General features: G+C 64.5%; 20 protein-coding genes. 9 read left to right on the top strand and 11 right to left on the bottom strand.

The window, feature by feature from the left end:
• Window positions 1–216: 216 nt before the first annotated feature.
• The 5 genes from ACNJYA_RS00360 to ACNJYA_RS00340 all read right to left on the bottom strand — a co-directional run bounded on the left by ACNJYA_RS00360 (window position 217) and on the right by ACNJYA_RS00340 (window position 3,698).
• On the bottom strand, window positions 217–501 hold the full coding sequence (locus ACNJYA_RS00360) for a hypothetical protein (RefSeq protein ID WP_212260394.1): 285 nt from the start codon (window positions 499–501) through the stop codon (window positions 217–219).
• Complete coding sequence (locus tag ACNJYA_RS00355; protein ID WP_212260395.1) at window positions 498–719, bottom strand: hypothetical protein; 222 nt, start codon at window positions 717–719, stop codon at window positions 498–500. The genes ACNJYA_RS00360 and ACNJYA_RS00355 overlap by 4 nt, the downstream gene beginning before the upstream one ends.
• Window positions 716–2,161, bottom strand: coding sequence for a radical SAM protein (locus tag ACNJYA_RS00350; RefSeq protein ID WP_212260396.1), 1,446 nt, complete (start codon window positions 2,159–2,161; stop codon window positions 716–718). Before ACNJYA_RS00350 ends, ACNJYA_RS00355 begins: the two co-directional genes overlap by 4 nt.
• The gene (locus ACNJYA_RS00345; protein WP_212260397.1) at window positions 2,142–2,858 is read right to left on the bottom strand and encodes a prolipoprotein diacylglyceryl transferase family protein; all 717 of its coding nucleotides are present in this window, start codon (window positions 2,856–2,858) and stop codon (window positions 2,142–2,144) included. Before ACNJYA_RS00345 ends, ACNJYA_RS00350 begins: the two co-directional genes overlap by 20 nt.
• Window positions 2,859–2,933: 75 nt before the next feature.
• Window positions 2,934–3,698 (bottom strand): Crp/Fnr family transcriptional regulator, encoded by a 765-nt coding sequence (locus tag ACNJYA_RS00340; protein WP_212260398.1) that lies wholly within the window; start codon window positions 3,696–3,698, stop codon window positions 2,934–2,936.
• Between the two features lie 179 nt (window positions 3,699–3,877).
• Between ACNJYA_RS00340 and ACNJYA_RS00335 the strand changes: the two genes are divergently transcribed.
• Window positions 3,878–4,261 carry a response regulator gene (locus tag ACNJYA_RS00335; RefSeq protein ID WP_212260399.1) on the top strand — a complete coding sequence of 128 codons (384 nt, stop codon included), beginning with the start codon at window positions 3,878–3,880 and terminating at the stop codon, window positions 4,259–4,261.
• A 3-nt stretch (window positions 4,262–4,264) separates the two neighbouring features.
• On the opposite strand, the gene ACNJYA_RS00330 is transcribed toward ACNJYA_RS00335, so the two are convergent.
• The gene (locus ACNJYA_RS00330) at window positions 4,265–5,806 is read right to left on the bottom strand and encodes an alkaline phosphatase D family protein (protein WP_212260400.1); all 1,542 of its coding nucleotides are present in this window, start codon (window positions 5,804–5,806) and stop codon (window positions 4,265–4,267) included.
• 127 nt (window positions 5,807–5,933) lie between these two features.
• Window positions 5,934–7,379: a TAXI family TRAP transporter solute-binding subunit gene (locus ACNJYA_RS00325; RefSeq protein WP_212260401.1), complete on the bottom strand. Its 1,446-nt coding sequence runs from the start codon at window positions 7,377–7,379 to the stop codon at window positions 5,934–5,936.
• Window positions 7,380–7,531: 152 nt separating this feature from the next.
• Here ACNJYA_RS00325 and ACNJYA_RS00320 point away from each other — a divergent pair, with 152 nt between their 5' ends.
• A complete protein-coding gene (locus ACNJYA_RS00320) occupies window positions 7,532–7,831 on the top strand; it encodes a 4a-hydroxytetrahydrobiopterin dehydratase (RefSeq protein WP_172789510.1) in 300 nt (99 codons plus the stop codon).
• Between the two features lie 103 nt (window positions 7,832–7,934).
• Window positions 7,935–8,321, top strand: coding sequence for a YkvA family protein (locus ACNJYA_RS00315; protein WP_172789509.1), 387 nt, complete (start codon window positions 7,935–7,937; stop codon window positions 8,319–8,321).
• A 253-nt stretch (window positions 8,322–8,574) separates the two neighbouring features.
• On the opposite strand, the gene ACNJYA_RS00310 is transcribed toward ACNJYA_RS00315, so the two are convergent.
• The 4 genes from ACNJYA_RS00310 to ACNJYA_RS00295 all read right to left on the bottom strand — a co-directional run bounded on the left by ACNJYA_RS00310 (window position 8,575) and on the right by ACNJYA_RS00295 (window position 12,069).
• Complete coding sequence (locus tag ACNJYA_RS00310) at window positions 8,575–9,729, bottom strand: TAXI family TRAP transporter solute-binding subunit (protein ID WP_212260402.1); 1,155 nt, start codon at window positions 9,727–9,729, stop codon at window positions 8,575–8,577.
• Between the two features lie 20 nt (window positions 9,730–9,749).
• Window positions 9,750–10,601, bottom strand: a complete 852-nt coding sequence (locus ACNJYA_RS00305) for a hypothetical protein (protein ID WP_212260403.1) — start codon at window positions 10,599–10,601, stop codon at window positions 9,750–9,752.
• 162 nt (window positions 10,602–10,763) lie between these two features.
• A complete protein-coding gene (locus ACNJYA_RS00300; protein ID WP_283813647.1) occupies window positions 10,764–10,892 on the bottom strand; it encodes a hypothetical protein in 129 nt (42 codons plus the stop codon).
• Between the two features lie 202 nt (window positions 10,893–11,094).
• Complete coding sequence (locus ACNJYA_RS00295) at window positions 11,095–12,069, bottom strand: NADPH:quinone oxidoreductase family protein (RefSeq protein ID WP_260381408.1); 975 nt, start codon at window positions 12,067–12,069, stop codon at window positions 11,095–11,097.
• A gap of 221 nt (window positions 12,070–12,290) precedes the next feature.
• Between ACNJYA_RS00295 and ACNJYA_RS00290 the strand changes: the two genes are divergently transcribed.
• The 6 genes from ACNJYA_RS00290 to argG all read left to right on the top strand — a co-directional run bounded on the left by ACNJYA_RS00290 (window position 12,291) and on the right by argG (window position 18,299).
• Entirely contained in the window at window positions 12,291–13,130 is an 840-nt protein-coding gene (locus ACNJYA_RS00290; protein ID WP_172789505.1) for an SDR family oxidoreductase, read from the top strand.
• A gap of 116 nt (window positions 13,131–13,246) precedes the next feature.
• Window positions 13,247–13,915, top strand: coding sequence for an invasion associated locus B family protein (locus tag ACNJYA_RS00285; RefSeq protein WP_172789504.1), 669 nt, complete (start codon window positions 13,247–13,249; stop codon window positions 13,913–13,915).
• Window positions 13,916–14,107: 192 nt separating this feature from the next.
• Window positions 14,108–15,301: a 23S rRNA (adenine(2503)-C(2))-methyltransferase RlmN gene (gene rlmN, locus ACNJYA_RS00280; protein WP_212260405.1), complete on the top strand. Its 1,194-nt coding sequence runs from the start codon at window positions 14,108–14,110 to the stop codon at window positions 15,299–15,301.
• A gap of 134 nt (window positions 15,302–15,435) precedes the next feature.
• Complete coding sequence (locus ACNJYA_RS00275; RefSeq protein ID WP_439365034.1) at window positions 15,436–15,924, top strand: hypothetical protein; 489 nt, start codon at window positions 15,436–15,438, stop codon at window positions 15,922–15,924.
• Window positions 15,925–16,093: 169 nt separating this feature from the next.
• Entirely contained in the window at window positions 16,094–16,870 is a 777-nt protein-coding gene (locus ACNJYA_RS00270; RefSeq protein ID WP_172789501.1) for a phosphatase PAP2 family protein, read from the top strand.
• A 91-nt stretch (window positions 16,871–16,961) separates the two neighbouring features.
• On the top strand, window positions 16,962–18,299 hold the full coding sequence (gene argG / locus ACNJYA_RS00265; RefSeq protein ID WP_212260407.1) for an argininosuccinate synthase: 1,338 nt from the start codon (window positions 16,962–16,964) through the stop codon (window positions 18,297–18,299).
• Window positions 18,300–18,550 lie beyond the last annotated feature (251 nt).

Genomic DNA, 18,550 nt, shown 5'->3' with positions numbered 1-18,550 from the left:
AACAATGGGTTAAGCGCGATCTCGCCGGTCGGACCGGGACCTCTTCTCGAAACAACGCTGGAAGACTGGAAACGGGGCGCTTTGCGCCCAAAAAGGAAGCCCGGCCATCGGACCGGGCGCCCTGCGCGTTGCGGCGCAATATATGCAAAAACGGCCAAAAAACAATGTGTTCTTTGGCCGTTGGTTGACTGAATTTTGTCCGGGAATCCCCGGGGCTTAGGGCTGGTTCGGGGGATGGGCGGGGGCCTTGCGCCCCTTGATCGCCGCCCAGATCATGGCGACCCCGCCGATGCCGATGACTAGTCCCAAAAAGACCAGCGACGCGATGTCGGAGGGGATCTTGCCGTCCTCGACCACCGACATTCCGCCGAACAGCAGTGCGCAGAGGCCCGGTAGCAGCATGAAGATCCCGGCGATCGCCATCAGGGCGGTGAGGCAGCCGCCGCGCTGTTGCGGGGCCTGCGGAGGCACTGCAGGTGGGTTGGCGCTGGAATCGCTCATGATTTCTTTCTCGCGGCCCCAATCAGCAACACGCCGGCGAATGCCGCCAGTAGTGCAAGGACGAGGACGGGGATGAAACGGCTATCGACGTGGAACGACGAGTCGGCGACGAAAATCAAGGCGCAGATGCCCGGCAACAGCAGAATCACCCCGAACATCACCATGAGCGCGGTGGCGCATCCGCTTCGCGACGGTGGAGGTGACGACGTCTCGCTCAACGAGGCATCTCCTCGCTCTGCCTGGCGTCTCGATAAGTGTGGCCGGCCAGCGCGGCACGGATGCCGTCGATCTGCCCGTTGCGGTAGAACAGATTGTAGGTGTCGAACGGAATGATCGCGCCTTGCTCGGTCACGAAATGGATGCAGCTGCGCTTGACGTTGCCGACGCAGAAATTGAAGCGGTCGAGAAACTGCACGATGGTGACGCGGAAGACGTTCTCGTAGGTGAGCCCGTCCGGCACCTGAAAGCTCGGCAGGCAGCACAACAATTCGCAGACGCGCTCGGACGTGTTGAGGGGGCCTGAGGACAGCGAGAACAGGTCGATGAACTTTTCCCGCAGCATCGGATATTTTTCCGGGCTGATGGTGTTGGGCATCACCGCCACCAGCTGCTCCTGCGGGATCAGTGACGTCAGCGGCAGCACCTTCTCGCCGTTGCGCAGGCCATAGCCTATCGAGATGCTCTCGGGGTTGCAGGGCAGCGGGATCATGTCCTTGTCGCCGAACACGCCGGTTTCGACGACGCGCTTGCGGATCTCCGACAGCATGATGCGGTCGGTATTCTTGTCGAAACTCTCGTTGCGGCCGGCATCCTGGACCGGCTGAAGGGTCACGCCGCGCACGCATGTCCAGGTCAGTGCGTGGCGCACGATGTCGCCGATCTCGGCATCGTTGACGCCGCGCTTGATGGTCGCGACCAGCGTGGTCGAGATGCCGTAATGCTCGAGATTCTCCAGCGCCTGCTGGCGGATTTTTCGCAAGTCGGCGCCGCGGAGGTTGATCAGCGCATCGCGCTGCAGCGAATCGAACTGGAGGTAGACCTCCAGCCCGCGCCTGTTCTCGGCAAGCCGTGCCACGAAATCCTTCTCGCGGGCGATGCGCAGGCCGTTGGTGTTGATCATGACATGGCGAATCGGGCGGGCGCGTACCGCGTCCAGGATCTCGAAGAAGTCAGGATGCAGCGTCGGCTCGCCGCCGGAAATCTGCACGAGATCGGGCTCGCCTTCGCTCGCAACCAGCGCGTCGAGCATCTTCTCGACCGTCGCGAGCGGCGTGAATTTCGTTCGTGCCGGCGAGGATTCGGCGAAGCAGACCGGGCAGGTGAGATTGCAGTGCTCGGTGATCTCGATCAGCGCCAGGCAGGAATGCTGCTCGTGGTCGGGACAGAGGCCGCAATCATAGGGGCAGCCGAATTGGGTGCGCTCCTGGAATTGCAGCGGCCGGTCGCCCGGCTTGATGAAATCCTTGCACAGCCGCCAATAGGCGGCATCCGTCGACACCAGCGTCGATTGCACGCCGTGCTCCCGGCAGCGCTTTTCGTACCAGACCTCGTTGTCCTGGATCTGGATCTTGGTCGGCACCAGCTTCAGGCAGGTCTCGCACAGGGATTGGGTCTGGCCCCAGAAGATGTAGGGACGCGACTTACGCAACGGCGCGTTCATGCACGGGTCTCGCTTTGGGTGCCGTCGCCAGCATGAAAGCGGCGTAGAGCAGGATCGACAGCGACAGCAGGTGAAACAGGGTCAGGGGCCCGACCAGCGTGCCATAGGGCTTGAGGAATTCCCATAGGAAGCGTTGCGCTCCGTAATAGGCGAGCACCAGGTAGAAACCATTGGTGATCGCGAACGCGTTCCGGTTCAAAACCGCCAGCGCATAGACGAGCGCGAACAGAGCCATGGCCGCGCTCTCGTAGAGCTGCACGGGATGGCGGCGAACGCCATCGCCGAAATCATGGCCGAAGGGCAGGGCCGTCGGCGTGCCATAGGTGAAATCGTCGAGACCCGCGAGGTAACAGCCGATCCGGCCGATCGCGATGCCGAGCGCCAGCGGCAACGCGAACCGCGCGCCGGTTCGCACCGTGATCCCTGCGGACCATTTGTAGAGCTCGATTGCCACGATGCCGCCGGCCAGCGCGCCCTCGACCGAGCGCGCAATGCCGTTTTGCCCTGACAGCCACAGATTGGCGGAGCCGAACAGATAGGCGCCAAGGCCTGCGCCAAACACCAGCGCGGCGACATAGGGCAGCACGAAGGATTGCGCCGGAAACTGCAAGCCCCGTCGCGACAGCCAATAGACGGCGGCCGCCGCCGCCAGCCAGGCCAGGATGTCGAAGAGAGTGTGAAGGAAAGCCCCGCTCATGCGGGGGCAGTATAGCACGACCGCGGTTAGAACGGCGCGCCGCGCATTATCGCGCCACAAGGGAGAAGCAAGAAGCTACCCGGCCTCCCGCTCCTCGGTCGGATAAACCCCGCGCAGCACCTCCTCGAAATGCATCTTCACGGCATCGTTGCACAGGCAGGCGCGCAGCCTCAGGCCGTCGCGGCTGCGGACCAGGATCGAGCCGCGCCTCGTGTCGAGCACGCCTTCGGCCTTGAACGACTGAAGCACGCGGCTGGCATAGGAGCGGCCCACCCCGAGCAGCGTCGCGAGCTGTTCATGGGTCAGCGGCACGCTGGTCTCGTCGCCGGTCCGCTCCATCGCAGCCAAAATCCATTTGGCGGTGCGCTGCTCGATCGAATGGATCGCGTTGCAGGCGGTCGACTGGAAGATCTGGGCCAGCATGCAATCGGCATAGCGGGCGAAGACGTTGCGCAGTGATGCCGAGCGCAGCTTGGCTGCTTCCAGCTTGGCGACGTGAATGCGCGCAAACGGTCCGCCGAATTTCACGCAGATCCGGGTATAGGCCGGCAGAAACCCCTCGCTGACGATGCCGCCGACCGCGCCTTCGCGGCCGACCAGAATGGTTTCGACGTCGCGGCCGTCCTCGTTGGGGACGAGGAAAGTCGCGAGCGACGGGCCGCAGGGGAAGTGGACGACCTGCACGTCATCGCCGGGATTGTAGAGCAAGTGGCCTGCTGCAGACTCCTCGACGGTCACGTGCGGTGCCAGGAGGCCGTAATCGACCTGGCTCAAGCGCCGCAGCAGATTGTTGGCCGGCCGGCTCTCAACCTCGGTGACCTTGCCGATACGCGCATCCATCCTGAACTCCTACCCTTCAATTCACCTTAGCGAGTTCCATCCGTTTCCTGTGTGCACAAGTGGACAGACCAGAGAACGACGATGTGGTGAGTTTCGTTCCGGGAACCCTCCGATGCGCTGGGCGCAGGCATCGTGTCGCGGCAGTCCTGATCCAAAAACCCCCAAACCAAGATGCGATCATGGCACCCGCACCCTCCAATGGCACAGGCTTGCCGGCCGATGTTCTAATCGTCGAGGACGATCCGATCATCGCGATCGATTTCGAGGATCGCCTGCTCGGATTTGGTGTGGCTGCCGTGCGGACCGTGGGTTCGGTGACGCAGGCGCTAAACGCCATCGCGAAACGGACACCCGATTTCGCGCTGCTCGATGTCGAGCTGATCCGGGAGACGAGCTTTGCGATCGCCGAGCGGCTGATCGCGCTGAAGATTCCGTTCGTCTTCGTCACCGGCTACGGCGCCGAAGCGCGTATTCCGTCCGAATTGGCGGGCCGGCCGCGGCTGCAGAAGCCGTGCTCCAGCGAGGCGCTGGAAGCGGCGCTTCAGGCGCGCGCCGCCGATTAGCGGTCAGCTCTGCTTCGGGTCGAGCGTGGTCGACCACAGCGCGACGTCGGCGCGGTCGCGCAGGGTCACCGTCATCTGGCCGGAGGCGCCGTCGATCTTGACGTGGCCGAAGAACTGCATGCCCGCTGACGGCGGCAGGTTCTGGCTGTCTTTGCCCGGCGCCTTGACGAAGCGCACCTCGGGGCCAAAGGTGTTGTCGAGCGCGTTCGGACCGAACGTGCCGGCATGCAGCGGGCCCGAGACGAATTCCCAGAACGGCTCGAACTCCTGGAATTGCGCCTTGTTCGGATCGTAATAGTGCGCGGCGGCGTAATGCACGTCTGCCGTCAGCCACACCGTGTTGCTGATCGGCGCCATCTTGATGAAGCACAGGATGTCGGCGAGCTCGAGCTCGCGGCCGCGCACCGGGCCGTCGCCCTGCGCAACGGCTTCCGAGCCGCCGTTCGGCGTGTCCGAGACGATCAGGCTGATCGGCATGTCGGACGCGATCACCTTCCAAGTCGCGCGCGAGTTCAGCAGGCCGCGCTTGAGCCAGGCAATCTGGTCCGGGCCGAGGAAATAGCTGGCAGGGCCATAGGCGGTTTCGAGATTGGCGCCGTTCGGCCCGCGATAGCTGCGCTCGTCGAGCACGAACACGTCGAGATGCGGGCCGTAGGAGATCTGGCGATAGACGCGACCGGGCTCGGTGATGCTCTCCCGCAGCGGGTACATCTCGTGGAAGGCGCGGCCTGCGCGGGCCGCGAGCAGCGAGATGTCGCGCACTTTGTAGGCGGCCGGCAAGTCTTTCGACAGCGACCAGTTGTTGGTGACCTCGTGGTCGTCCCACTGCACGAAGATCGGCACCTCGGCATTGAAGGCGCGGAGATTGTCGTCGGTGAGATTGTATTTGTGCGCCGCGCGGAACTCGTCCAGCGTCTCGGCGACCTTGGCCTTCTCCGGGATGGTGAGGTTCTTCCAGATCTTGCCGTCGGCGAGCTTCACCTCGGGTTGGATCGGGCCATCGGCATAGATCGTGTCACCCGAATGCAGGAAGAAGTCCGGCCGGTGCTTGCGCATGGTTGAGAAGGTGAACATGCCGCCGTCGTCGGGATTGATGCCCCAGCCCTGCCCTGCGACGTCGCCGCTCCAGACGAAGCTGACGTCGCGGCGGTCGGCGGGCGCGGTGCGGAAGCGGCCGGTCACCGGCTCGCCCTCGATCGCGCTGTGGGAGAAATCGCGAAAGCGGACGCGGTAAAAGATGTCCTGGCCGGCCGGACAATTTTCGACCAGCAGCTTCGCGGTGAAGTCGCTCTCGGGCAGCGCCGCGATCGGCGGCAGCGCGCGGGCATCCTTGAACGACTCGGTGGTCGCCACCTCGACCAGCATCTGCGATGGACGGTCGGCGCGCGCCCACACCACGCCGCCGTCCACGGTGACGTCGCCCGATTGCACGCCGTGGGTGACCACCGGCCGGTCGGCCGCGCGGGAAAGATATGGCATCGCCATCGTGCCGAGTGCACCCGCGCCGGTGGCGAGGAAGCGGCGGCGGGAGAACCTAATGTTCATGAAGATGGCTCCGAACCCGAGCTTGCAGGAAGGCACCTCATTCCGGGGTTCGCGCGTTACGCGCCCGGGACGACGGGGCAAGCTATATTGAGACAATGTGACGCAGCAATAACGCGCAAGCGCAGGCTCAGGCGTTGCCGGCGGCCCGGAATTGCGCGCCGGCGCGCTGCAGGTTCTGCGGCAGGCTCATCAGCAGGGCCTTGCGGTCGGCGACCGCCGAATGAAACTGGTCGAGGGCAATGTTGAAGGCGGTGAGCGCGCCTTCCTCGATCGCGCCGTGATCGTAACAGCGCAGCGTATCGCGCAGGATGTCGTCGGCTTCGGTCTGCATCTGGTCGAGCTCTTCGGTGGTCTCGCACTTGCGCGCGGCCGCGATCATGTCCAACAGCCGATCACGCAGATGGTTGTTGTTGTCGCGCTCGTCCTTCTTCAGATAGCCCGCAAACCACGCGCCGATCGAGCCCATGGCGGACAGCGCCATCAAGCCCCACCAGATGTAATCGCTGTATTTGTCGAGGAAGGTCTTCTCCTCGCCGTCGACGAAGGCGGCTGCACCGGGATGCACCGGGATCACGGCGTCCTTGTCGGTATCGGGCGTTTCGATCTTTGCCGCCAGCGGGAATTCCGTCACCAATTGCTGCCGCACGGCGAACAGCTGGCGCGTGAACGCCGCGATGGTGGTCTCGGACACGCCTTTGCGCGCCACGATGTGATGCGAAAAGCTGATGGTCTTGACCTCGTCCTCGGGTCGGGCGGGCGAGCCGCCATAGGTGCCGGCAGGGATCTCCGAGGCTTCGTAGACCGGGTGGTTCTGTGCGATTGCGTCCGCCGAATCGATCTCGAGGAAGGTCGGCGTGCCGCCTTCCTTGATAGATGCCGCGATCGCGTCGGCCGTGATCTTGCTGTTGACCGGGCCGGCCGCGAGATAGACGTCGGCCTTCTGCGCCTTGATCGCGTCGGCAACCTCGTTCGCTGGGAATTGCACGATCTCGACCTTGGCGGAATCGACGCCGTATTGCTGCAGGATCACCTTGAGGAGGTTGACGTTGGCTTGGGTGCGGCCGACGACGCCGATGCGATGGCCGGCGAGCTGCGCGATCTTGGTGATCTTCGCGCCCTTCTTCTTGCCCTTGGCGGGCACGGACCACAGCACCACGACGTTCTTGCGCAGGGTCGCGACCGCCTGTGCGTTCTTCGGCACCTCGAGGTCGCCGCGCACGATGGCGAGGTCGACCTTGCCGTCCGCGAGCGCACTGGCGCTGGCGATGGCACTGTCGGTCTGGATCGGGCGCAGCCGCACCTGGCTCTTGTGTTGCGCGAAGCCTTGCGTCAGCGTCTGCACGACCTTGACGTCGTCGCTGTTGGCAGGGCCGACCGCGATCCTCAGCGTCACCGGTCGCATCGCGAAATAGTAGCCGCCGGCTAGCGCGCCGATGATCGCGAGCACCAGGGCCAGAGACACGAGGGCCGTCTTCCGCGCCGCGGATCGCGGCGAAGGCGGAGGGGGCGCTTCGGCCAGGTCCAATCCCCCGGTCATAGATCTCCCAAACAGGCGCTTCAGGCTCAGTTTCATCTTGGCCGGCGATTTACGCCCGCAATTGTAGCAAATTTCTTGTCCGGCGGGGTTACATCTCCGTCATGGTTAGCGGATCGAGGAAATCCCCGTGTGAACCCGGGCGTCAGCGCGGTGCTAGGGTAAAGTTCCCCTGAAGGACGGAGATGGTCATGTCAGAACGGCTCTCGGCAGAGGCGCGCAGGCAGGCGCTGGGCGGACTACCCGGCTGGACCGACGTCCAAGGCCGCGACGCCATCGGGAAAACCTTTGTCTTCAAGGATTTCAACGAGGCGTTCGGCTTCATGAGCCGCGCCGCGCTGGTCGCCGAGAAGATGGACCATCACCCCGAATGGCGTAACGTCTACAAGACCGTGGAGGTGGTGCTGTCGACCCATGATGCCGGCGGCGTCACGGCGCGCGACATCGAGCTCGCCAAGGCGATGAACGCCATCGCCAAGCCGACGGCTTAGCTGACACCTAGCTGACATCTTGCAGCGCCCGGCCGCATCCCCATCTTGTGATCAGCAGGGCATGCGGCGATCCGCCGCCCCTTGCTGAACGGGGAGTTGCAGCATGGCTGCCGAGCACAGTGTTGGCTTTGAGCCGGCCGATCGGCTTGCGGAAGATCGCGAGAGCGTGCGCCGCCGCTTCTGGCGCAAGCTGAAGCGCGTCGCCGCACAACTGCCGTTCGCCGAGGATCTGCTTGCGGCCTATTACTGCGCGTTCGACCGGCAGACGCCGCGCCACGTCCAGGCCTCGCTGTTAGGCGCGATCGCCTATTTCATCCTGCCGTTCGACTTCGTCGCCGACGTCATGCCGATGCTCGGCTTCGCCGATGACGCCGCCGTGCTCGCCACCGCCATCCGCATGGTTGCCGGCCACATCACGAACGAGCACCGCGAAGCCGCCCGCGCCGCGCTGAAGCGCGGGGTGAGCGAGGCGGACGTGGAAGCGGCGTAGTCAAGGCGGATTCAACCACACGTTCCGCTGTCATGCCCCGGCTTGACCGGGGCATCCAGTACGCTGCGGCCTCTCGATTCAATCACTGACGTCACGGAGTACTGGATCGCCCGGTCAAGCCGGGCGATGACAGTGAGTGTGTGGCTGCTGCTGCCGCGAGCATCGTCATTGCGAGCGAAGCGAAGCAATCCAGACTCTTTCCGCGGAGGGATTCTGGATTGCTTCGTCGCTCCGCTCCTCGCAATGACGGCCGCTATTTCTTCTCCGCCCGCGCCTTCTCCGCGTCCCACGCCTGGAATTGCCTGAACAGCGTCTCCTTGTCCGCATCAGACACGGTTGCTGCCGCAGGGCTCTGCTTCAAGAACGCCTCGAAGCGCTGCCGTGTCACCGGCTCGATGCCGTGCTTGTCGAGCCATTGCTGCGCCACCGGCAATCTGTTCCAGCCGGAAAGCGGCGCCGCCAGCGAGACCTCCTTCCACTTGGGATGGAAGGGCGGGTTCTGCAGTGCCGTGAATTTCGTGAAGAACGCGTCCACGAACAGTGCGAGCTTGCGATAACGCTCGGTGTTGGGCGCCCAATTGTAGGCCGCGAGCACCGCGGGCACCGCGATCGTGTCGACGCTCTCACCCTCCTTGATGAGATTCGGGTAGTCCTTGGCGGTCAGGGTTGCCGGCAGATAGTCGCTCTGCAGCGGCTTTGCATAGTCCACCTTCGCGAGATGGAAGCGGCCGTCATTGCCGAAGGTCGAGACCGATTTGTACGGCTTGCCTCCGACCACGATGACGGCATCGATCTGCCCGGCCTTCAGCTTCTCCATCGCGATGCGTTGCTCGACATAGACGAAGTTCGCCTTGATCCCGAGCCGCTCGAACACCGTCAGTGCGGTGACGAAGGTCCCGCCATTGGGCAGATCGACGCTGACCTTCTTGCCCTCGAGGTCCTTCAGCGTTGCGATCGATTTCGGCGCGATGACCTGCATCTCTTCATTGTAGAGCTTGGTCACGTAAGTGAACTGTTTCTTGATGTCCTTGGCGAAGCCCTTGCGCTCGAGATAGTCGAGCGTGTCTGCGCGCACGATGCCGAGATCGACGCCCTGCAGGAACAGGATGTCGGCGACGCTCTGCACCGAGCCGCGGCCGACGATCGGCAGCACGCGGATCTTGTTGCCGTCGTCGAGCACCGAGGCGAGGTCGGCGCCGAACTGCACATAAGTCCCGCCGATCGTGCCCGTGATCAGCGTGACGGTGTTGGCGTTCAGCGCCTGCTTGGTCGAGTTCGAGCCGAACTGGAAGATGGCCTTCAGGCTGTCCGAGACCTTGGCCGGATCATATTCGGCCTGCTCGGCGTGGGCGGCGAAGGCACAGATGGTCGTGATGGCGGCAAGCGCCATTTTCAAAGTATTACGCATGATGTCCCCTCTGAATTGGCCTAATTCGAGAATTGGGCGAGGCGCTGGCGCGCTTCCGCCGATCCGAGACTGGCAGCCTTTTGATACCAGTCGCGCGCGGCGGTCGCGTCAGCGGCGATGCGCCGCGAGTCGCTGGTGCCAAGCACGGCCGGGTCATAACTCTGCGCCAGCAGAAACGCAGCCGTGGCATCCTGTGCATTGGCCGCGCGTTCAAGCAGCAGGCGGGCAGCAACAATATCGCCGACGCCCAACAGGCTCTTCGCGCGCGTCATCAGCGCGGCCAGCGTGTCAGCATCGAGCGTCTTCGCGGGCGCAGGCGGTGCGGGCGGCGCCGCGACGGGCGCGGGCGCTGGTTGGGTTTGTTCTTGGGCTTGCAGCGCGGTCTGATAGGCGGTCGCGATTGCCTCTCGGCTCGGTGTGGCAGGTGCAGAGAGAGCCTGCATGTCGGCGCTCGCCAGCCTCGTGTCGCTCACGCGAGCCGCATCCTTGGGCGGGATCTGCGGTGTGGTCGGTGCGCTGGCCGACGCCATAGCTGGGTCCGCCATGATGCGGACCCAGCTATCGGCATGAGTGGCGAAGAGGCCGCGCAAGTCGGACTGAAACAGTGTGACCAGAACTGCCAGAGTGGATGCCGCCAGAACGGCCGCGAGCACACTTGGGACCATTCTGGAGCGCAATGTCACCGGTGCATATTCGCTCGGGTCCGGCGCACCGAGCGGATCGGACAGAAACAGTGGAATTGGATCGTCCTGCGCGAGCTCGGCGCGCTTGGCGCGTGCACGGATATAGGACGCGATGGGCGGATGTGATGCCGATCGATCGGAATCGTGCGCGTGCGATTCCTTCGACAGACGGTAGGCCGTCGTCTCCATGGTGTGATGCTCCCCTTTACTGACGCAACGCAGGGGCAGTCCCGGCTTCAGTCTTCTTGTTGTTGTCCAGAGGTCCCCGCTAACTGGAACCGGTAAATCGCCGTCCGATTCAGCCCAAAAAACGACGGCGGTTTGCGCGAATCTGGAAATATTTGGGTTTGATTACGGCGGCGCGGCGGAATGCACCGCAATTTTGCTCGCGATGGTTGAGAGGATTTTACGATGCGGCGGCAGGCGCAGCTTTGCGATGTCGCGGTCGTCGACGCTGCCCGTCTCGCCCGCCGCTGTCATTCCCCGCGACCCGGCTACGCCAAGGCTTCGCCGAGGTTTCGGTCTTGGGCACGCCGAAGCTTGAGCGTAGGCGGCAAGCGGGGAATCCAGTACACCGCGGCGTCTCGGCTAGATCACTAACGTCTCTGGAATAATGGATCGCCCGGTCGAGCCGGGCGATGACAGCTGTGGATGTTGAAACAGCGTCGCGATGACATCGCGATCACGGATGCAGGATCACCTTGCCCATAGCCTGACGGCCCGCGAGCACCTTCAACGCATCCGCGGTCTGGGCCAGCGGGAAGGTGCGGTCGACATGCGATGAGATCTTGCCTTCCGCGGTCCACTTCACCAGCTTCTCGAGATTGGCGCGATTTTTCGCCGGGTTGAGCCGCGTCCAGGCGCCCCAGAACACGCCGCGGATGTCGCAGCCCTTCAGCAGCGCGAGGTTCAGCGGCATCTTGGGAATGTCGCCGGCCGCAAAGCCGATGACGAGGAAGCGGCCTTCCCATGCGATCGAGCGCAGCGCCTGTTCGGCGTAAGCACCACCCACCGGATCGAAGATGATGTCGACGCCCTTGCCATTGGTGAGCTTGCGCAGGCCTTCCTTCAGATCTTCCTTGGCGTAGTTCAGCGTCAGCTCGGCGCCATGCGCTTTGGCGAATTCGAGCTTCTCGTCCGACGAGGCGCAGGCGATCACCTTCAAGCCCATCAGCTTGCCGAGCTCGCAGGCCGCAAGGCCGGTGCCGCCAGCTGCACCCAGCACGGCGAGCGTCTCGCCCGGCTTGGGGCTGGCGCGATCCTCCAGCGCGTGCAGCGCGGTGCCGTAGATGATGATGATGCCGGCCGCGCGGTCGTAGTCGAGACTGTCGGGGATCTTCACGATCGATGCCGCCGGCAGCGCGATCTTCTCGCGGGCGCCGTTGTGGCCGCAGGAGGCGACGACGCGGTCGCCGACCTTGAGGTCAGTGACGCCGGCGCCGATGCTCTCGATCACCCCGGCAACTTCCGCCGCCGGCGAGAACGGGAATGGCGGCTTGATCTGGTACTTGCCCTGGATCATCAGGATGTCGAAGAAATTCAGCGCCGCCGCCTTGATCGCGATGACGGCTTCGCCGGGCCCTGCCACCGGATCCGGCACCTCAGTCAGAACGAGGTCGTCGGGCTGGCAATATTGCGAGCAGAGGATGGCTTTCATGGCGGCACCTTGAGAGCGTTTCGAGTGGAATTATAGTTGGGTCGTTTCTGCCGGATTTACTGCGGCCGGACAATCCGGATTCTTTGTCTCGGACCACGCGACGGCCTAACCTCCCGTCATTGCGAGCGCAGCGAAGCAATCCAGAGTCCGCACCGCGGAAATAGTCTGGATTGCTTCGCTGCGCTCGCAATGACGAAATTCGCGGAGAAAGGATTCAAACGATGTTTGAAACAAGCCTGCTCGAGACCAAGCGCATCCTCATCACCGGCGGCGGCTCGGGCCTGGGCGCCGCGATGGGCCGCCGCTTCCTCGCGCTCGGCGCCGAGCTCGTGATCTGCGGCCGCAAGCTCGATCGCCTCGAGGCAACGGCGCGCGAGATGCGCGAAGAGACCGGCGGCAGGGTCACCGCGATCGCCTGCGATATCCGCGACGGTGCGGCCGTCGACAACATGATGGATGCGATCTGGCGCGAGGCGCCGCTCGACATTCTCGTCAACAATGCCGCTGCCACCTTCATCGCACAAAGCGAGCATCTCTCCTTCCGCGCCGCGGATGCGATCCTGGCGCCGACGCTGCACGGCGCGATGTATTGCACGCTCGCCGCCGGCCGGCGCTGGATCGAGGCCAAGCATGCCGGCGTCGTGCTGTCGATCCTGTCGACCTCCACCATCACCGGCCGCGCCTTCACGGTTCCCTCGGCAATGGCGAAGTCGGCGCTGCTGGCGATGACCAGGAGCCTTGCGGTGGAATGGGGCCCGAAGCGCATCCGCACCGTCGCGATCGCGCCGGGCCCGTTTCCGACCGCAGGGGCCACCGGGCAGCTCCGTCCCGAAGGCCGCGACGAGGGCTGGTCCTCGCGCAACCCGCTTGGGCGCACCGGCGAGCACAGCGAGCTGGCCGATCTCGCCAGCTTTCTGGTCTCGGACCGTGCCGCCTACATCAATGGCGAGATGGTGGTGATCGACGGCGGCGCGCATTTGCGCAGTTCCGGTGCCGAGGATCTGCTCGGCTGGACCGAGGCGCAATGGGCCGCTCAACGCGCCGCCAGATCCAAGGCGTAACCGCCGCCGATACCGCTAACTGCCTTCCCAAATTGGACTTTCCCGGCTATCCCTGGCCGGGGACAACGCGCGCTCGGGCCATCTTCCAGTCACAATATTGAGGGAACCACTGCGGCATGTGGCGGGTGCTGATTTTAGCTTTGACGACTGGCGTGGCGGCCGGGGGAATCGCCGTTTCTGCGCGGGCGCAGACGGCGCAACCGGCGCCCAAGTCCGGTTCTGCTCCGAAAGAGGCGACCCCCAAGCCGGCGGCGCCGCCGGCCAACACCAACGCAAAGGCGACCCCGAAGCCCGAGAGCAAACCGGCGGCCCCGGCTGCGGCAGTTGCGGGGGGCGCGGAGCCGACCCTGATCGGGCAGTTCGGCACCTGGGGCGCCTATTCGGCGACGCCGAACGGCAAGAAGGTCTGCTTCGCGCTGGCCAAGCCGTCGTCGTCGAAAACCAACCCGCCGAACCGGCCGCGCGATCCCGCCTATGCCTTCGTCTCGACCCGGCCGGCCGAGAAGGTCAACAACGAAGTCTCGGTCATGATCGGCTATGCGCTGAAGCCCGGCTCGGAATCGACCGTCGAGGTCGGCGGCGCCTCCTTCGCCATGTACACGCAGGGCGACGGGCTCTGGATCAAGAACGCGGCCGAGGAGGAGCGGATGGTCGAAGCCATGCGCAAATCCGCCGATCTCGTCGTCAAGGGCGTCTCGGCCAAGGGCACCGAGACGACCGACACGTTTTCGCTGAAGGGCCTCGCCCAGGCGCTCGACAAGATCGCGCAGGACTGCAGGCGTTAAGACTGCGGGCGTTAAGTCTGCTGGCGATAAGGTCGCAATCGGCGGTTCCGGTTGCTATATAGGGGTATCCCAAAGGTGCTGCCGTCATGGCCGGGCTTGTCCCGGCCATCCACGCGCTGGTTCCGGCGGGGAGAACGTGGATGCCCGGGACAAGCCCGGGCATGACGAGACAGCAGCAATCTCAGGCAACCGATGACCGAGCCGCACAACGCCATCCTGGTGGAGAAGACTCCGCTCGAAACCTATGTGCCGCCGGCAAAACCGTCGCTGATCGGCCTGTCGCGCGCCGAGCTTGCCGATCGCCTCGGCGAGATCGGCGTCGCACCGGCCCAGCGCAAGATGCGGGTGCAGCAGCTGTGGCACTGGATCTATTTCCGCGGCGCCCAGAGCTTCGATGACATGACCTCGATCTCGAAGGGCATCCGCGCCGATCTCGCCCAGCATTTCACCGTGGACCGGCCCGAGGTCGTGGCCGAGCAGATCTCCAACGATGGCACCCGCAAATGGCTGCTGCGTCTGCCGAGCGGCGACAATGTTCAAAAGGCGCACGAAGTCGAATGCGTCTACATCCCCGAGACCGACCGCGGCACGCTGTGCGTCTCCTCGCAGGTGGGGTGCACGCTGAACTGCGCCTTCTGCCACACCGGCACCCAGCGCCTGGTGCGCAATCTCACCGCCGGCGAGATCGTAGGCCAGGTGATGGTCGCGCGCGATCGCCTCAACGACTGGGCCGATCGCGAGGACGGCACGCGCCGCGTCACCAACATCGTGATGATGGGCATGGGCGAGCCGCTCTACAATTTCGACGCGGTGCGCGATGCGCTTCTGATCGTCGGCGACAACGAAGGCATCGGCATCTCCCGCCGCCGCATCACGCTGTCGACCTCGGGCGTGGTGCCGAACATCGTGCGCGCCGGCGAGGAGATCGGCGTCATGCTCGCGATCTCGCTGCACGCGGTGCGCGACGAGCTGCGCAACGAGCTGGTGCCGCTCAACCGCAAATATCCGATCAAGGAGCTGCTGCAGGCCTGCCGCGACTATCCCGGCGCCTCCAACGCGCGCCGCATCACCTTCGAATATGTCATGCTCAAGGGCGTCAACGATTCGCTCGACGATGCCAAGCTGCTGGTGAAGATGCTCAAGGGCATTCCGGCCAAGATCAATCTGATCCCGTTCAATCCCTGGCCCGGCACCGCCTATGAATGCTCGGACTGGGACCAGATCGAAAGGTTCTCCGAATACATCTTCAACGCCGGCTATTCCTCGCCCGTGCGCACCCCGCGCGGCCGCGACATCCTCGCCGCCTGCGGCCAGCTCAAGTCGGAGACCGAAAAGCTCTCGGCGCGCGAACGCCAGGCGCTGCGCGCCATGGCGATGACGGATTGAGTTGTTCATGCCGTCGCTCTCGCATTCCTGTCATTGCGAGCGCAGCGAAGCAATCCAGACTGTCTCCGCGGCGGCAGTCTGGATTGCTTCGTCGCTGCGCTCCTCGCAATGACGACTGAGTTGGCATTTTCGTCATGTCCCTGATCGGCCGCCTCGTCGTCATCTTCATCGGCTTTCTCGCCGCCTGTTTCGTCGGCGGCATGATCGTCGTCGTCGCGCTGCTGTTTCCGGAATTCGCCGATCTCGGCGCCGGTCCGGTCGATCAGGGCACGATCGACATCCTGCTCGGCTTCGGCTTCATCTTCGTCTCCGGCTTCGCGCTGGTGCCGGCGGCGGTGATCGTCGCGATCACCGAAGCGCTCTACATCCGCAGTGCGATCGCCTATGCCGTCGGCGGGGGCCTCGTCGGGCTCGCCTGCTATCTCGGCCTTATTCCCTTCCACGCCGACACGCTGCAGTTCGAGGGCATCGTGCGGCGTCACCTGGAAATCATGACGGGTGCCGGCATCGTTGCCGGCGTGGTCTACTGGCTGATCGCCGGCCGCAATGCCGGCGCCTGGCGCATCCCGCCGCCCCCGCGCAAACCGCCGCCGCCATTGCCGTCGAATTCGCGGCCGGATTGAGACGCCGTCATTGCGAGGAGCGAAGCGACGAAGCAATCCAGGGTCCTCTGCGGAAAGATTCTGGATTGCTTCGCTTCTGCCTTCGCTCTTCGAGCTACGGCGGACAAGTCGCTCGCAATGACGGATTCCGGGGTTTCCATCCCCTTCCCACTCCGCTAAACCGCGCGCCATGAACCGGACTGGACTCTTCATTGCCCTGGCGCTGTGGCTCGTCATCGGCGTCGCCTTCGGCCTTTATCCCGAGCTCGACCTCAAGCTCGCTTCGCTGTTCTTCGACCCCGAGACCAGGACTTTTCCGCTCAAGCTGAACGAGTGGGCCGGCTTTGCGCGCGATGCGGCGATGTGGATCGCCTGGGCGTTCGCCCTTCCCTCGATCGTCGCGCTCGTGGTCAAGATGGTCCGGCCCGACCGGCCGCTGATGGTGCCCGGGCGCACGATCATTTTCCTGCTGGTCACGCTGATCATGTCGGCCGGCATTTTGACCAACCTGACGTTCAAGACTTATTGGGGCCGCCCGCGCCCGGTGGTGGTGACCGAGTTCGCGGGCGACCAGCAATTCGTGCCGTGGTGGGATCCGCGCGGCGGCTGCGGGCGCAATTGCTCGTTCTTCTCCGGCGAAGGGGCAACGGCATTCTGGACGCTGGCGCCGGCCGCGCTGGCGCCGCCGGCGTGGCGGCCGCTCGCCTATGCTGCCGCCGTGGTGTTCGGTGCCGTCACCAGCACCCTGCGCATGGCCTTCGGCGGGCACTTCTTTACCGATGTCTCGATCGCCGGCCTCGTCACCTTCGTCGTGATCTGGTTCGCCTACGCGCTGATTTACCGCTGGCCGCGGACGCGGTTCTCGGACGAGGCGGTGGATGCCGCCTTGACCCGGCTGAACATGCCCGCCTACCGGCTCCGCCAGCGCCTGTTCGGCCGCAAGACCGGCCCCGAACCCTCGGTTTGAGCCATTAAAGGGGTGCCGAGCCCCGCGAAATTTGATATTCGCGCGGTCAAACCCGCCTGTCACCTCAGCTTGAGACCCGATTGGAAGCCCCATGACCACGATCCTGAAAAGCCTGCCCAAGGGTGAGAAAGTCGGCATCGCTTTTTCGGGCGGCCTCGACACCTCTGCGGCGCTGCTCTGGATGAAGCAGAAGGGCGCGCGCTGCTACGCCTACACCGCCAATCTCGGCCAGCCCGACGAGGCCGACTACAACGAGATCCCGCGCAAGGCGATGGAGTTCGGCGCCGAGAAGGCGCGCCTGGTCGACTGCCGCACGCAGCTGGTCCATGAAGGCATCGCCGCGATCCAGTCCGGCGCCTTCCATATCTCGACCGGCGGCATCACCTATTTCAACACCACGCCGCTCGGCCGCGCCGTGACCGGCACGATGCTGGTCGCGGCCATGAAGGAGGACGGCGTCAACATCTGGGGCGACGGCTCGACCTTCAAGGGTAACGACATCGAGCGCTTCTACCGCTACGGCCTGCTCACCAATCCCGGCCTGAAGATCTACAAGCCCTGGCTCGACCAGCAGTTCATCGACGAGCTCGGCGGCCGCGCCGAGATGTCGGCGTTCATGACCGCGCAGGGCTTCGCCTACAAGATGAGCGCCGAAAAGGCGTATTCGACCGACAGCAATCTGCTCGGCGCCACGCACGAGGCCAAGGATCTCGAAAGCCTCGACAGCGGCATCAAGATCGTCAACCCGATCATGGGCGTGCCGTTCTGGCGCGACGATTGCGCCGTCAAGGCCGAGAAGGTTGTGGTGCGCTTCGAGGAAGGTCAGCCGACGGCTCTCAACGGCCAGACCTTCTCCGATCCAGTCGCGCTGTTCCTCGAAGCCAATGCGATCGGCGGCCGCCACGGCCTCGGCATGAGCGACCAGATCGAGAACCGCATCATCGAGGCCAAGAGCCGCGGCATCTATGAGGCGCCCGGCATGGCGCTGCTGCACATCGCCTATGAGCGCCTCGTCACCGGCATCCACAACGAGGACACGATCGAGCAGTACCGCATCAGCGGCATGCGCCTGGGCCGCCTGCTCTATCAGGGCCGCTGGTTCGATTCGCAGGCCCTGATGCTGCGCGAAACCGCGCAGCGCTGGGTTGCCCGCGCCGTCACCGGCGAGGTGACGCTGGAGCTGCGCCGCGGCAACGATTATTCGATCCTCAACACCGAGAGCCCCAACCTCACCTATGCGCCGGAGCGGCTCAGCATGGAGAAGGTCGAGGACGCCGCCTTCACGCCGGCCGACCGCATCGGCCAGCTCACCATGCGCAACCTCGACATCGCCGACACCCGCACCAAGCTCGGTCTCTATTCGAAGACCGGCCTGTTGTCGGGCACTGAAGGCTCGCAGATATTCCGGCTCGAGAGCGACAAGGGCTGACGCTCTCGCTGTCGTAGGCTGGGCAAAGCGAAAGCGTGCCCACCATCTTTCCGCAACCGAGATAGTGGTGGGCACGGCGCTCTCGCGCCTTTGCCACCCTACGATTACTGACGTCCCGTAGCCCGGATCGAGCGAAGCGAAATCCGGGGCCGCTGCCAAGCCGATGAGATTCCCGGATTGCGCTTCGATCGATCCGGGCTACGGGCTTAATGACGGTGTCATGCTCGATCGCTAGCTTCCTGTGTCCATCG

Source organism: Bradyrhizobium sp. BLXBL-01 (assembly GCF_051853025.1).
GTDB lineage: Bacteria > Pseudomonadota > Alphaproteobacteria > Rhizobiales > Xanthobacteraceae > Bradyrhizobium.
This window is presented reverse-complemented; position numbering and strand designations above follow the sequence as displayed.